General features: G+C 55.6%; 14 protein-coding genes. 5 read left to right on the top strand and 9 right to left on the bottom strand.

All coding sequences use genetic code 11. The annotated features are described in order from the left end of the window. Positions 1-28: 28 nt before the first annotated feature. The 4 genes from galU (at position 29) to VNX88_24275 (ending at position 4,123) form a co-directional block, all read left to right on the top strand. Complete coding sequence (gene galU / locus VNX88_24290; GenBank protein ID HWY71809.1) at positions 29-904, top strand: UTP--glucose-1-phosphate uridylyltransferase GalU; 876 nt, start codon at positions 29-31, stop codon at positions 902-904. 111 nt (positions 905-1,015) lie between these two features. Continuing rightward, positions 1,016-1,900, top strand: a complete 885-nt coding sequence (gene nadC, locus VNX88_24285) for a carboxylating nicotinate-nucleotide diphosphorylase (GenBank protein HWY71808.1) — start codon at positions 1,016-1,018, stop codon at positions 1,898-1,900. A 345-nt stretch (positions 1,901-2,245) separates the two neighbouring features. Next, complete coding sequence (gene trmFO / locus VNX88_24280) at positions 2,246-3,595, top strand: methylenetetrahydrofolate--tRNA-(uracil(54)-C(5))-methyltransferase (FADH(2)-oxidizing) TrmFO (protein HWY71807.1); 1,350 nt, start codon at positions 2,246-2,248, stop codon at positions 3,593-3,595. A gap of 150 nt (positions 3,596-3,745) precedes the next feature. Then, positions 3,746-4,123, top strand: coding sequence for a PilZ domain-containing protein (locus tag VNX88_24275; GenBank protein HWY71806.1), 378 nt, complete (start codon positions 3,746-3,748; stop codon positions 4,121-4,123). Positions 4,124-4,136: 13 nt separating this feature from the next. Here VNX88_24275 and VNX88_24270 read toward each other — a convergent pair whose 3' ends face one another. From VNX88_24270 to VNX88_24255, 4 genes are all read right to left on the bottom strand, one after another. Beyond that, entirely contained in the window at positions 4,137-5,135 is a 999-nt protein-coding gene (locus VNX88_24270; GenBank protein HWY71805.1) for a substrate-binding domain-containing protein, read from the bottom strand. Between the two features lie 98 nt (positions 5,136-5,233). Then, positions 5,234-6,400, bottom strand: coding sequence for an ABC transporter permease (locus VNX88_24265; protein ID HWY71804.1), 1,167 nt, complete (start codon positions 6,398-6,400; stop codon positions 5,234-5,236). 213 nt (positions 6,401-6,613) lie between these two features. After that, complete coding sequence (gene xseA, locus VNX88_24260; protein ID HWY71803.1) at positions 6,614-7,981, bottom strand: exodeoxyribonuclease VII large subunit; 1,368 nt, start codon at positions 7,979-7,981, stop codon at positions 6,614-6,616. A gap of 251 nt (positions 7,982-8,232) precedes the next feature. Next, entirely contained in the window at positions 8,233-8,457 is a 225-nt protein-coding gene (locus VNX88_24255) for a DUF2905 domain-containing protein (GenBank protein HWY71802.1), read from the bottom strand. Between the two features lie 171 nt (positions 8,458-8,628). Between VNX88_24255 and VNX88_24250 the strand changes: the two genes are divergently transcribed. Further along, positions 8,629-10,689, top strand: coding sequence for a M13 family metallopeptidase (locus tag VNX88_24250; GenBank protein HWY71801.1), 2,061 nt, complete (start codon positions 8,629-8,631; stop codon positions 10,687-10,689). Between the two features lie 154 nt (positions 10,690-10,843). Here the strand turns inward: VNX88_24250 and VNX88_24245 are convergent, their stop codons facing one another. The 5 genes from VNX88_24245 to VNX88_24225 all read right to left on the bottom strand — a co-directional run bounded on the left by VNX88_24245 (position 10,844) and on the right by VNX88_24225 (position 14,086). Further along, positions 10,844-11,413, bottom strand: coding sequence for an adenine phosphoribosyltransferase (locus VNX88_24245; protein HWY71800.1), 570 nt, complete (start codon positions 11,411-11,413; stop codon positions 10,844-10,846). Then, the gene (locus tag VNX88_24240; GenBank protein ID HWY71799.1) at positions 11,413-11,688 is read right to left on the bottom strand and encodes an acylphosphatase; all 276 of its coding nucleotides are present in this window, start codon (positions 11,686-11,688) and stop codon (positions 11,413-11,415) included. The genes VNX88_24245 and VNX88_24240 overlap by 1 nt, the downstream gene beginning before the upstream one ends. A gap of 177 nt (positions 11,689-11,865) precedes the next feature. After that, entirely contained in the window at positions 11,866-12,426 is a 561-nt protein-coding gene (gene efp / locus VNX88_24235) for an elongation factor P (protein HWY71798.1), read from the bottom strand. Between the two features lie 179 nt (positions 12,427-12,605). Further along, entirely contained in the window at positions 12,606-13,535 is a 930-nt protein-coding gene (lipA, locus tag VNX88_24230) for a lipoyl synthase (protein ID HWY71797.1), read from the bottom strand. A gap of 290 nt (positions 13,536-13,825) precedes the next feature. Further along, positions 13,826-14,086: a cytochrome c gene (locus VNX88_24225; GenBank protein HWY71796.1), complete on the bottom strand. Its 261-nt coding sequence runs from the start codon at positions 14,084-14,086 to the stop codon at positions 13,826-13,828. Positions 14,087-14,172: the final 86 nt, after the last annotated feature.

Below are 14,172 nucleotides of genomic sequence, written 5' to 3'. Positions count from 1 at the left end.
GCGCCGCCTGCGCACAGGAAGATCACAAATGGCAATGAGGGTACGCAAGGCAGTATTTCCCGCTGCAGGTTTGGGCACTCGATTTTTGCCCGCGACGAAGGCTCAGCCCAAAGAGATGCTGCCCATTGTCGACAAGCCCATCATCCAGTATGGGGTAGAAGAGGCCTTGGCGGCGGGATGCGATCAGATCATCATTGTGACGGGCCGGGGCAAGAGTGCTATCGAAGACCACTTCGATGTCAGCTACGAACTCGAGAAGATGCTCGAGGAGCGCAAGAAGACCGATCTTCTGACCATCGTGCGCCAGATTTCTGACATGATTCACGTCGCGTACGTGCGTCAAAAGGAAGCGCTGGGACTGGGACATGCCGTATTGATGGCGCGCGAACTGGTCGGCGACGAACCTTTTGCAGTGCTGCTGGCGGATGACGTGATCGATGCCAATCCGCCATGCCTGAGGCAGATGATCGACCAGTTCAACCAGACGCAGTCCAGCATCATCGCCACACAACAAGTGGATGGGCCCGCGATCTCCTCCTACGGCGTGATTGACGCGACTCCTGTCAAGGGCAATGATCGCCTCTTTGAGGTTCGTGACATGGTCGAGAAGCCAAAGCTCGCCGACGCTCCTTCCAACCTGGCCATCATTGGCCGCTATATTCTGACACCCGCGATATTCGAGGTTCTCGACAACACTCCGCTGGGAGCCGGAGGAGAACTACAGCTGACGGATGCCCTGCGCCTGTTGCTGAAGCAGCAAAAAGTCTTTGGCTATCGCTATGAAGGCAGGCGGCACGATGCGGGCGACAAACTTGGGTTCCTCCAAGCGACTGTAGAATTCGCGCTGAAACGTCCTGAATTGAATCCCGCATTCCGCGACTATCTAAAGAGTCTGGAGCTATAGTCATCGCCGTTGGAATGTGCTCGATTCTCCGGCGTTGACTCATTCGGCCACTGGTCGTACTGTAAAATCTGTTGGCGCTACGCGCCTACTCTTTTCCCCTGAGACCACACATTGGATTGGCACAGTCGGCGCATCACTGAAATTCTCGAGCGAGCCCTCCTAGAAGATCGTGCCACTCGCGATGCCACAACTCAGGCTTGCATCGATCCGCGCATGCGAGCCACCGCGACCATTCACGCCAAACAGGATTGCATTCTCTCCGGCTTGGGGGCCGTGAATCGAATTCTTGAGATCTTCAGCAGCCTTGACAAATCCGTTGTAGGGCACCATGAAGTCATCAGTCATCCGGAGATCTTCGACGGTGTTCGCCTGCACGATCGGCAGGCGATTGCGGTGATTCGACACAATGCACGCGTCATCCTCTCTTGCGAACGCGTGATCTTGAATTTGCTGCAGCGCATGAGTGGTATCGCGACGACGACGCGACGTTATGTCGATGCCATCGCTGGAACGAGAGCTCGCATTCTTGACACACGGAAGACGGTTCCGGGATTGCGCCTGCTAGACAAGTACGGCGTACGCTGTGGCGGAGGACACAATCATCGACTGGACCTCTCCGATGGCGTGCTCATCAAGAACAATCACATCTCGCTCGGTGGCGGGATTGAACGGGTCCTGAAGCGTGCGCATGAGGCGCGCGTGGGCTCGCAGCCCATCGAAATTGAGGTGCGTACGCTGGACGAGCTCGAAGAAGCGCTGGCAAACGGAGCGGAGGCCATTCTTCTCGACAACATGGATCCGGCGACGGTTCGCAAAGCCGTCGAGCGCGTTGCCAGCCACACTCGCCGCATCCCTCTCGAAGCCTCTGGTGGAATGAATCTGCAGAATGTCCGCAGCTATGCCGAGACAGGTGTGGATTACATCTCCGTTGGTGCTCTCACGCACTCGCCGCAAGCCGTAGATATGAGCATGAAAATCACGCCGGCGCTGTTTTGAAAGGCGAACTCGGTATTCAGCCCGGGAGGCGCTTTCTAGTATGCCTAGGGGACAAGTCATCGTGGCTTCGCATTTGGCCGGATATGGGTGCTTTCCCTGCTTCAGGGAAAGCGGCAGGGAAATAATTCCCGTAGAAAAAATATCCACACGAGAGCCGCGTAAATACTGGCGATTCGCAACTGACCAGGGAATTCTGAGAGAAACAGCAGGGAATTATCCTGCTGGCCACTCTTCTCGGCTCAACCCGCACTGGTTATTCGGCCCATAGCAGTCTGGTATCACGAAAAGCGTGGAGCAGACAAGAACAAACGGCGCAGCGACGACGGCACACTTTCAATAGAATTCATGCAGATGCATAGTCGTGTGACCATTATTGGCGGTGGCCTGGCGGGGTGTGAAGCAGCATGGCAATGTGCCCGGCGGGGAGTGGCAGTGACGCTTTGCGAGATGCGTCCTGTGCGAACCACTCCGGCTCACCGGACTGCAGATTTCGGCGAGTTGGTTTGCTCGAACTCGCTTAAGAGTGAAAGCGAGAACACGGCTCCATGGTTGCTGAAGCAGGAGATGCGGCGCGCCGGGTCCGTACTGCTGCAATGCGCGGATGCCAGCGCCGTCCCCGCCGGACATGCCTTGGCCGTCGATCGGCAGGAGTTCTCTCGGCGGATTATGGAGGCAATCGCTGCTGAGCCTGTGATCAACGTCGTACGCGAAGAGGTCACCAGCGTCGACGAAACATACGGAATCACGATTGTAGCCACTGGGCCGCTCACCTCTGACGCCCTTTCCGAAGATATTGCGCGGCTCACCGGAAGCTCACATCTCTATTTCTACGACTCGATCAGCCCGGTAGTAGAAACAGATTCAATCGACCACTCACGCGTCTACCTTGCAGCCCGCTACGACAAAGGAACCGCAGATTACATCAATTGTCCATTCACAAAGGAAGAATATGACCGCTTCTACGATGCGCTGATCGAGGCCCAATCAGTCGACGGCCCAGAATGGGAAAAACTGAACTACTTCGAAGGCTGTCTTCCGATTGAAGAGATTGCGCGCCGTGGTCGTGACACGTTGCGCTTCGGTCCGATGAAGCCAGTCGGACTTCGAGATCCACGCACAGGCAAGATGCCATATGCGGTGGTACAGCTTCGCAGCGAGAATCTCCGCAATGACTCCTACAACCTCGTCGGCTTTCAGAATCACCTCAAATTCGGAGAGCAGGCTCGCATTCTTCGTCTGATTCCGGGACTGGAGAATGCAAAGTTTCTGCGCTACGGCCAGATTCATCGCAACACTTACCTGAATGCTCCTACGCTCCTCCGCGAGACTCTGCAAATGAAACTTCATCCGAACGTCTTGTTCGCGGGACAGATATGCGGCGTGGAGGGATATACCGAGTCGATCGCCGCTGGACTACTAGCCGGAATTCATGCTGCAGCACTCGTTAGTGAAGATGAGCCGATCCCGCCACCTCGTGACACGGCACTCGGATCGCTGATTCACTACATCTGTAATGCCGAGGCCAAAAACTTTCAGCCGGCAAACATCACATTCGATCTGCTTCCTAAATGTGACGACGCCACACGACGTCAAATTCGGGACAAAAAGGAACGTCATCGCCTGCAATGTCGGCGGGCGCTTGAATCATTCGAAGATTGGTGGGCCCGAATCTCCGAGAAAATATCCACAGTGTGAAAGTGTTTGCGCTTCAGCAACGAGGAAGATTTCACCTTAATTAGGGCCCAGGTAAGCAAAAACTTCTCACATTGCCAGTAAATATCCTCACACTCCCTCAATAAAATCAGCAACTTACTGGCTGGCCCAGTAAATGCATTTAGATCGGCCATGATCGTGGAGGGACCGGTGGTCGAGCGCAGTCAGCGAGCAATCGACATTATGCGCTCGATGATTGACGAAGCACGAAGGGTATCGCGCGTGCACCTCACCGTCCCTGCCTCAATAAGCTGCCCGTCAATAGGTTGTCACGAGAAGCTTGCGATCATGCGTGACCTCAGCACCTCAGGGGCATTCTTCTACGCCGAAATCGATGCGTTGGAAGGATCGAAAATCTCGCTCCAATTTGTGCTGGCCGCATTCGGAAAGAACATCCGCATGGAATGTGACGGAGTTATCGTTCGGGTCGAACGCTTCCCTCGCGGCGCAGCGACCGGCATAGCAGTCGAATTCGATCAGTGCAACATGCTTCCCGCCGACCTTTCTTAATCCTTAAGACTTCTCACTTATTGCTGGCAGCGGCATCGCGTGCCTTGACGAAATCGTCCAAATTGCTCTGGTCAATGAGCGTGGCTCCGGTATCCACGAATGCAGGAACCGGAGCATAAGGATCATTAACCCAATAACGGTTGATCGATTCCTTCAAGTTGTGATGCAGGCTGTCGAGCATCATTGTGCCGATGTAGGTCATGGTTGCGGGTTTCTGCGCGATCGTGGCCGCAATGGTGCCATCACGGACGGCATCCAGCGTTTCCTGATCAGTGTCGAAGGCCACAATGACACGGTCTTTGGCCTTGTATCGACGCATAACCTCGGCAACTTCCTTTCCAGCGGAAGCTTCCAGGCACAAATACCCATCGATCTTGTCAGCACCCTTTTTTGCGAGAGAGGCCTCAGCAGCGTCGAAGGCGGCCGTCGGCTGGCCGTGGATATCGACGACCTGAACGATCTTCATCTCCGGATGAGCGGCAAAGGCTTTGCGATAGCCCTCAAGCCGCTCATCGAGATTCGCCTGTCCTGGCATAGTGAAGGCAATGAAGTTTCCTTTTCCGTTCGTCTTCCTGATCGCAACGCGGGCACCCAACTCGCCAGCGGCTATGTTGTTGGTGCCAACGTAGAAGAGGCGCTTGCTGAGCGGTGCATCTGAATCTACCGTGATGACGGCGATGCCTTGTTCGATGGCTCGATCAATCTCTGGAGTCATGAGCTTGGGATCCGCCGGAGACACGAGGATACCGCCGGGCTTAGCCGCTACAGCCTGGCGGAAGGCCTGTACCTCAGCCTGCGCGTCATAGCTGTCAGGACCAGAGAATTGACTCTGCACCTGCATCTCGTGCGCAGCTCGGCGAATGCCCGCTGCAGCAGCCTGCCAATAAGGCAATTGAATGTTGACAGAAACTAGATAGTACTTCTCTTTGTCGCTGTGATAACCGCACCCGGTGACCGAGAGCAGCGACGAGAGGAGAAGACAACCGACAGCCAACCTGGCAAGCATCTGCATAGGAAACCTCCGCGGGAAGATGCCATTGGAAAGCGGAGGGGATTGTAGCAGAAGCGCGGCTGGTCGCTGGCTTGCTCACGAATTGAGCCGTCAAACAGCTATTCGTAGGCCAGCGCATCGATGGGATCTTTCTGTGCAGCTTTGAAAGCAGGATATAAAGCACCGACCACCGCGCCGATAACGGCAATCACCGCAGACTTCCATACCCAATGTTCCGCACCTACCTGCACGCGAATTGTGGGGAATTTCGCGAATAGGGCTGATTGCGTCGTATAGCTGATTGCGATTCCCAGAATGATACCTGCAATCGCGAGAATTGCGGTCTCACGAAGCATCACATTGACAATGTAAGTCTTCGATGCCCCCAGCGACTTAAGAATCCCGATCTCGCGAGTGCGCTCCATGACTGCCGTGTACATCGACTGAAAAATGACAATGAAGCCGATGCACACTGAAATGCCAATCACGATTTTCACGGTAATTGAGAATCCCGGCAGTGCCTCTGGCGTGATGAGAGTAAGCCACTCTTTCACTGACTCCACCTGATCCGGACTGATTCCCGGCAGTTTCACCACTTCCGCTTTGAAGGCGTCGAAATTTTTCGGGTCATCGAGCTTCACATAGAAGATGGAGGCTTTGCCTTGAGCGCCTGTCAGGTCTTGCAGCGTAGCAATCTGCAGGAATTTGCGTCCACCCTTCCCATGAGCAACAATCCCACAAATCCTGAACTGGTGATTCAGTACCGTTATCTCCTGGCCCACCTTCGCGTGCGCGGAGTTGGCAAAATAATCGTCAACGATGATGTCATTTGGACCTTGATAGGGCCCGCCAGAAAGATACTGGAATGGTGAACCCATAGCGTCCCAGCTTGTGAGATCAATGCCATAAATGGTCTCTACCGTTCCTGCAGTGGTGCCTTGAAGAAGGACAGGGGACACGGCCGTAACGTGCCCGAGCCTGCGCAGCACATCCGCAACTTTGATCGAAAGCGGCGCTCCGCTGGCGCTCAGAATCACCGAGGATCCGCGTGGGCGAACCATCGCGTCCGCCCCGATTCCAGCCTGGCGCTCCTTGGTGTCATTCATCATGCCAAACATCAAGCCCACGATCACAAGCATGAGCGTCACCTCGATCGCAATCGCAAAGATGCTGATGAGCGACCGAATCGGCCGGTGCACGAGGTTGGAGACGATCATCTTGTTCATGAAAGCATTGTAATAGGCGTGCGCGTGGGACAGACGAAGGATGGCTGAGTGTCTAGGCATCGTGGCACAGCCGCCCACGGCTGTGGCTCCGCCCAAACTCAGCTTTCTTCGGCATAGACTTAGGATGCCAGTGAGCGTTGCTTCTCTTGAGTTCCATCCAGAGGCATGAGGAGTAATTTAACGAATGAATAAAACCGCCTCACATCGCAAGCGCCCTGACTGCTCTCGGATTTGGGCAAAGCGACAGCCGAGGGCGGCTGTGCCACAAAAACTCTACTTGAACGTTCTCAGCACCTGCGCGTCCAGACTCCCCTTCGCCAGCCGCACTTCCAATTCGTCTCCAGGCGCAACGGTTGTGGAGTCAACGACAGGCTTGCCGGACGGAGCGAATACAACCGCATAACCTCGATCGAGGATTTTGAGCGGCGAAAGAGAATCGAGACGCGCAGTCAATTGTTCCCATCGCGCACGGCGGCTAAACAACACTGAGCGCATGGCCCGTGGAAGCTGGGAGTGGATTGCCTGCAAGTTCCTCTGCATTCCCAGAAATAGACGTCGCAGGTCGTGATGCCGGACGCGAATGGCGGCGAGATCCAATCGGCGACGATAGCCTCGCAGAAGACTGCTTTCTGACCCGACTAGGCGCGCGGACCATTCATCCAATCGCTGCTCACGGCGACGGATCGCATCGGTAACGCGCAGAAGAGCGCGATGTTCACCCAACTCGTGGAACCGGCGGCGATCGAGATTCAGCCGATAACGAATTCCATGCTCCAGGCGGAGGGATAGAGAGCCGATCTGCTCTTCGAGGTGCTGCCTTGCAGAAATCACCAGTTCTGCTGCCGCGGAGGGTGTTGCGGCCCGCAAATCAGCGACAAAATCAGCAATCGTGAAGTCGGTCTCGTGACCAATCGCGGAAATAACAGGCAGCTCAGACGAGGCGATTACGCGCGCGAGCCCTTCATCGTTAAACGCCGCAAGATCCTCGAGCGAGCCGCCACCGCGCGCAACGACGATCACATCAACCTTGCGCGACTTATTGAAGTAACGGATGCCCGACGCAACTTCGCTCGGCGCGGCTTCTCCCTGCACTTGCGCGGGATAAATCAACAGCCGGGCAGATGCATGCCTTCTCCGCAAAACATTCAGCATGTCGTGAATCGCAGCTCCACGCGGCGACGTCACCACGCCGATGCATCGCGGTAGGGTCGGAATCGGCTTCTTACGCGCCTGGTCGAACAATCCTTCCGTTGCGAGCTTCGCCTTGAGCTGCTCGAATGCAATCTGCAGCGCACCAGCACCTTTTGGCTCAAGGTACTCCGCGATAAGCTGAAGCTCGCCGCGGCTTTCGTAAACCGTCACTCGTCCGCGAACAAGAACCTCCATGCCGTTGTCCGGACGAAATCGCAGCAGGCGCGCCTGCATGCGAAACATCACCACCCGAAGCTGAGCCTCGCCATCTTTCAGCGTGAAGTAAAGATGTCCTGATTCGGCAGGGCGATAGTTCGAGATCTCGCCACCGATCCAAATGTCGGTGTACTCGCGTTCAACCGCGGTTCGCACCATGCCCACCAGATCGCGCACAGTGAAGATGCGCCGCTGCGGCTGAAAGCTGAAGCCAAGCTGTTCGAGAGTAGACATCAGCGAGAAGAGTCTAATTCACCACGTCTCCCTCTGTTGTTGTCATTCCGAACCGCCGGTTTGTGGCGGTGAGGAATCCCTATGGACTGCCACCCTGCCGGTCTGATGCGAGGCTTCCCGATTTCTTCAATCTACTTTGCCGAAAGACAGTCGAGAATTATTCGCGGTTCTCGAATTGAATCCACGTGTCGAAGTCCATAGGGATTCCTCACCGCCACAAACCGGCGGTTCGGAATGACAAAGGCTTCCCCTTATCGAAAGAACCGATTCACGATCCACATAACCAGGCTGAACACGATGCTCAGAACAATGCAGGTCGTAATGGGAAAGAAAACAACTGTGTTCTTGCCGCGGTAGTTGATATCGCCAGGCAGACGTCCGAGCGGAATGCCGGCACGAGTGGCAAGGAGAACGCACAAGCCGATGACGATCAGCAGCCCGCCAACGCCGATCAGCAGCTTGCCGAAGGAACTCATGCTTCGATTTTATCGAGATTGATGAGGCAACATTCAATTGGTCCCTGGTCCAAGAAGCGGAGATTTCTGCCAAGAGATGCCGCTCTCGTCCCCACTCTACGCGTTTTGCATCGTCCAACGACTGTATTCAAGCTGCTACACTCTGATTTCTTCATTGCTCCAGGAGAACTCATGAGAATTCATCTGCTGCTCGTTGTCGCTTTATTCGCGACTGTGGTGCTCTCACAAACGGCTCCACAACCGACTGGGTCAACTTCGCCCGAAAGTCACGTTCTTCAACTCAAGGGCCTCGATCCCAATCTAATGGACAAGAGCGTCGATCCTTGCGTGGACTTCTACCAGTACTCCTGCGGCGGCTGGCTCAAGCAGAATCCGGTTCCAGCAGACCAGAGCTCCTATGGACGTGATACTGAACTTGCAGAACGCAATCGTCTCATCCTCCGCGACATCCTCGAGAAGGCCTCGACCAACGATCCGAAGCGCAGCGTGGTGAATCAGAAGATAGGCGATTACTACTCATCTTGCATGGATGAGAATGCGATCGAGAAGAAGGGGACCTCGCCGCTAAAGCCAGAGCTAGACCGGATCGCTGCCATCAAGGACAAAGCTGATCTCGCGCTCACGGTCGCTCGTCTTCATCTCATCAACGTCGATGCGCTGTTCGACTATGGCTCCGATCAGGACTTTAAGGATGCGAATTCAGTGATCGCCGAGGCAGACCAGGGCGGGCTCGGACTACCTGAACGCGACTACTACACGCGGACGGGAGCCAAGGACGAGGAGATCCGCAAACAGTACATCGAACATGTGACCAAGATGTTCAAGCTGCTGGGTGAGTCGCAATCGCAGGCAGCGGCTGACGCGCAAACCGTAATGCAGATCGAAATTGCGCTGGCAAATGGCTCGCTGACTGTAGTCGACCGTCGCGAACCTTCGAATCTGTATCACAAGCTGCCCGTGAGGGATCTTGAAGACATGGCTCCGTCATTCAACTGGGCCAACTACATGCGTGCGGTAGGCACTCCTCCGGTGGATTCTCTCAACGTTGCGGTTCCTCAGTTCTTCAAGAGCCTGAACACCGTACTGGGACAGCGCAGCTTGGATGACATCAAGACGTATCTGCGCTGGCAGACCGTCCACGCCCTCGCTCCTACGCTGCCGACAGCGTTCGTGAATGAGAACTTCAATTTCTACAATCACACGCTCGCAGGTGCAAAGGAACTGCAGCCGCGCTGGAAGCGGTGCGTCCGCTCAACCGATCGCGTGCTCGGGGAAGCCCTGGGACAAGCCTACGTCGACCGCACCTTCGGCGCGGAAGGTAAAACGCGCACGTTAACGATGGTTCACGACATCGAAGGCGCGATGCAAAAGGACATCGAGCAGCTCGACTGGATGACGCCGCAGACCAAGCAGCGCGCTCTGGAGAAACTGCACACCGTGGTCAACAAGATCGGCTATCCCGACAAATGGCGCGACTACACGAAATACAAAGTCGTCCGGGGAGATGCGCTCGGCAACTTCGTTCGCGGCGCAGAATTCGAATCGCATCGCCAGATCGACAAGATCGGCAAGCCGGTAGATCGTACCGAATGGGGAATGACTCCTCCAACGGTGAACGCATACTACAACCCCCAGATGAACGACATCAATTTCCCTGCCGGCATCCTGCAGCCTCCGTTCTACGACAACAATATGGACGACGCGGTGAACTACGGCGATGCCGGCGGCGTGATCGGCCACGAGCTTACACACGGCTTTGACGATGAAGGCCGTCAATTCGACGCGAAAGGCAATCTCGAAGACTGGTGGACTCCGCAGGATGCGAAGCAGTTTGAGGAGCGGGTCTCATGCGTAGTCGATGAATACAACGGCTTCATCGCTACCGAAGACGTACACGTGAACGGCAAACTCACGCTCGGCGAGAACGTGGCCGATCTCGGCGGACTCAAACTGGCATGGATGGCTTATCTCGCGCATGCCTCCGGGCTCGATCAGAAGCCGCAACCAGTCGACGGCCTTACACCCGAGCAACGCTTCTTCGTTGGCTACGGACAAGGCTGGTGCGAAAACTACACGCCTGAAGTCTTGCGCATGATCGCGCAGACGAATCCGCACTCTCCGGTCAAGTACCGAGTAAATGGCGTTATAGTGAACCTCCCTGAATTCAGGAAGACATTCGCCTGTAAGACTGGCACTCCGATGGCTCCGGAGAAGACCTGCAGCGTATGGTAAAGAGCTTCTGAGCGGCTAAGCTGCTGAGCCTCCAGGCTAGTCGTGACACAGCCGCCCTCGGCTGTGGCTCCGCCCAACGTCAACACAGGCGAGGGCGCCTGTGCCACTTTGGTCTGTTTTTGCTTAAGCGCTTAGAAGCTGAGCAACTTACCAGCTACTTGTCATAGTGCAGCAACGAGAAAACGTCGTACTCTTTCAGCTTTTCTCGCCCATTCAAGAAATCCAGTTCCACCACAAAGGCGAGCCCGGCGATTTGTCCACCAAGTGACTTCGTCAATTGCACCGTCGCAGCGCAGGTGCCACCGGTCGCAAGGAGATCGTCGACGATGATGACTCGCTGTCCTGGCTTCACTGCATCCTTGTGCATCTCCAGCGAATCGCTGCCGTATTCCAGCTGATACGTGACCTTGGCAGTCTCGGCAGGAAGCTTTTTCGGCTTACGCACAGGAACAAAACCTGCATTCAGGCGATATGCCAGAGCAGGGCCGAAGATGAATCCCCGGGCCTCGATACCGAGCACTAGATCGATGTCCTTCTCCATGTAGTGCGCAGAAAGGGCATCGATCAACGTAGCGAAGCCGACCTTATCTTTCAGTAGCGTCGTAATGTCGTAGAAAAGGATGCCCGGTTTGGGAAAGTCGGGAACTTCGCGGATAAGCTTCTTAAGGTGATCGCAATTAATCGCATTGTTCGACTTCGTCGGGACTGCACGGGATGCACTCACTACCAGGCTCCTTCAATACGGAATGATGTCTCGCTAGTTTGCCGCTCTTCTTCGAATTCCTGTACTTCGTCTACGCGCGACGCCCGAGGCCCCCTCTCAAGAGCTCTTCGCAATCGCGCGAGCTGATCGGCAGTGCCGGTAGCCAACACTTCGACAGCGCCATCGTCGTTGTTGCGCACCCATCCGCCAACACCCAACGCGCTAGCTTCGCGTTCCACAAACCAGCGGAACCCAACTCCCTGCACGCGTCCGGTAACGATGTAACGACGAGTCATAACAAGCTGCTAGCTGCTGGCCACTGGCTGCTAGCGAAACCTATTCGACGGGCTCGAATCAGTGAGCAATACGAGGAGCGCAATCCTGTTTCATCCGTCGATCCGTAACATCCGTCCAATCCGTGTTGCGGTGTTGGCGTTGGGTGTTGGTGTTATACAGAAGCCAGTCGCGAGCAGCTAAGCCCTCGACAAATACGCGCCTTCCGCCGTATCCACGCGGATCTTCTCACCTTCGTTGATGAACGGCGGCACCTGCACAACGAGTCCGGTTTCGAGCTTAGCGGGCTTAGTCACGCTGCTTGCCGTAGCGCTCTTCAGTCCCGGTTCGGTCTCGACGACCATCAGCTCCACCGTCTGCGGCAGTTCGATTCCCACGGGCTTGTTGTCGTAGAACTCGACCTTGATCTGCAGGTTCGGCGTCAGATACTCAACGGCGTCCCCGAGCGTATCGCGCTTGAGATGAGTCTGCTCGTAGGACTCGGTATTCATGAAGTAGTAATCGTCACCGTCGCTATAGAGGAACTCCATGTCGACTTCATCAACCACGATCTTGTCGATCGGATCAGGCGAGCGAAAACGATGCTCGAACATCGCGCCGGTACGCAGATTGCGCAGCTTGGCCTGGATAAACGCGCGCAGATTGCCCGGAGTGCGGTGCTCAACGCTGAACACCGAGTGCAGATCATTGTTGTGCTTAATGATCATTCCCGGACGCAACTGTGTGGCTGGAATCGCCATGCAAAAATCTCCTGAAGTGGTGAATGCCTGCCGAGGCGGGCTGGAAGCCGCTGGCAGTCGGAGCGCAGGGCGCCTCGCCCGTGCGTTTCGGAATCGCGCGGCAAACAGAATATTTTAGCAGGTCAAATGTGTCTTCAGCGTTTGTGGTGCGCTCTTCTGACCACTGTCTGTTGCCGATGTTACTGAGTCAATGAACTCAGAGCGACTAGACCAGTCGACTCCGCCTGTTCGTGCGCGTGATAGCTGGAGCGTACCAGTGGGCCGGATTCTACGTGGCGGAAGCCCATCTTCAGGGCTTCTTCTTTCATGAAGCGGAATTCGTCGGGATGGTAGTAGCGAGTCATCGGCAGGTGATCGCGCGACGGCCTCAGATATTGGCCGATGGTGAGGATATCCACCTTCACCGCCGCGAGGTCGCGGAAGACTTCGAGTAACTCGTCCGTGCTCTCACCGATGCCGACCATCACTCCTGTCTTCGACACCATGCCAGGAGCGAATTTCTTCACGTTCTCCAGCAACTTCAGCGTACGCTGATAACGCGCGCCCGAGCGCACTGCGCGATAAAGGCGCGGCACAGTCTCGGTATTGTGATTGAGAACCTCAGGACGAGCTCCCAGGACGATCTTCAGAGCGTCTTCGCGACCTTGAAAATCCGGAATTAGGACTTCCACTTGGCACTCCGGGGCCTGCTGTCTGACTTCACGAATCGTGTCGGCGAAGACCTGGGCCGCCCCGATGTTGTCATCATCACGATTCACGCTGGTAATGACCGCGTGCTTCAATCCCAAGGCGGCAACAGCTTCAGCGACTCGTCGCGGCTCGTCGAAATCAATCGCCGAAGGCTTTCCTTTTGGAACAGCGCAGAATCCGCAGCGTCGCGTGCAAAGGTTTCCCAGAAGCATAAACGTCGCCGTGCGATGGTTCCAGCATTCGCCGATGTTAGGGCACTGTGCTGATTCGCAAACAGTATGCAGGTCGAGCTTGCGCGCGAGCTTCTTGAGCTCGTGATAGTTATCGCCCATCGGCGCCCGTGCCTTCAGCCACTGAGGCTTGGGTTTTGGAACGCGCGGCGCCAAGTCGATCTGGATCAGCTGAGACGTGGCAGACATTAGCTGTTTCTATTGTACCCGGGGCTTCCTTCGGAGGCGTTTGGGGTAACTGCAACCGCAACCCCAACTACTCACGCGGATAAACGCAGATTTAGGGATGAACGCAGATAGCGAGGTGTTGAGGTTTGAAGTTTCCAACTCAATCTTTCGATGTGAACCTCGCACGGTTGGTGTGTGGAAATTCCAAGCAACTCGCGTCCACATCTCCAGAAAAAATCTGCGTGAATCCGTAAATCTGCGTGCATCTGCGTGAGTATTTGGTTTTGCCTTTTGCCGTTCTCGCGGAAGCCTTAAAGCGTATGCAGGAAGGCCATCAAGTCGTTGAGCTGCCTCTCGTCGAGAACCACGTTGAACGGCGGCATGTTGCGGCGTCCTGTCAGAATAGTGTCGCGGACGTGCTCGTCGGTTGCAGGCATTCCGCTTGGGAGGGCCTGCTTTCGGAACATGCCAATGAGCGCAGGACCTTGCAAGGGCTCTTTCTTGTAGGCGTTGTGGCAGATGGCGCAACTCGTCTCGTAGACTTCACGTCCGTGCTGCTCCTCAATACTCAAAGGGCGACGAGATGCCGAGGATGACGAATTGCATGCCGTAATACAGAGTGTGACGAGGCAAACTGAAATGGCTAGGAGTAGTTGGT

The organism is Terriglobales bacterium (assembly GCA_035567895.1).
In the GTDB taxonomy this organism is placed as follows: domain Bacteria; phylum Acidobacteriota; class Terriglobia; order Terriglobales; family Acidobacteriaceae; genus Gp1-AA112.
This window is presented reverse-complemented; position numbering and strand designations above follow the sequence as displayed.

Excerpts from the sequence above, each read along its gene's own strand:
- galU (HWY71809.1), top strand. The coding sequence starts at position 29 with ATGGCAATGAGGGTACGCAAGGCAGTATTTCCCGCTGCAGGTTTGGGC.
- trmFO (HWY71807.1), top strand. The coding sequence starts at position 2,246 with ATGCAGATGCATAGTCGTGTGACCATTATTGGCGGTGGCCTGGCGGGG.
- VNX88_24275 (HWY71806.1), top strand. The coding sequence starts at position 3,746 with ATGATCGTGGAGGGACCGGTGGTCGAGCGCAGTCAGCGAGCAATCGAC.
- VNX88_24270 (HWY71805.1), bottom strand. The coding sequence starts at position 5,135 with ATGCAGATGCTTGCCAGGTTGGCTGTCGGTTGTCTTCTCCTCTCGTCG.
- VNX88_24265 (HWY71804.1), bottom strand. The coding sequence starts at position 6,400 with ATGCCTAGACACTCAGCCATCCTTCGTCTGTCCCACGCGCACGCCTAT.
- xseA (HWY71803.1), bottom strand. The coding sequence starts at position 7,981 with ATGTCTACTCTCGAACAGCTTGGCTTCAGCTTTCAGCCGCAGCGGCGC.
- VNX88_24255 (HWY71802.1), bottom strand. The coding sequence starts at position 8,457 with ATGAGTTCCTTCGGCAAGCTGCTGATCGGCGTTGGCGGGCTGCTGATC.
- VNX88_24250 (HWY71801.1), top strand. The coding sequence starts at position 8,629 with ATGAGAATTCATCTGCTGCTCGTTGTCGCTTTATTCGCGACTGTGGTG.
- VNX88_24240 (HWY71799.1), bottom strand. The coding sequence starts at position 11,688 with ATGACTCGTCGTTACATCGTTACCGGACGCGTGCAGGGAGTTGGGTTC.
- efp (HWY71798.1), bottom strand. The coding sequence starts at position 12,426 with ATGGCGATTCCAGCCACACAGTTGCGTCCGGGAATGATCATTAAGCAC.
- lipA (HWY71797.1), bottom strand. The coding sequence starts at position 13,535 with ATGTCTGCCACGTCTCAGCTGATCCAGATCGACTTGGCGCCGCGCGTT.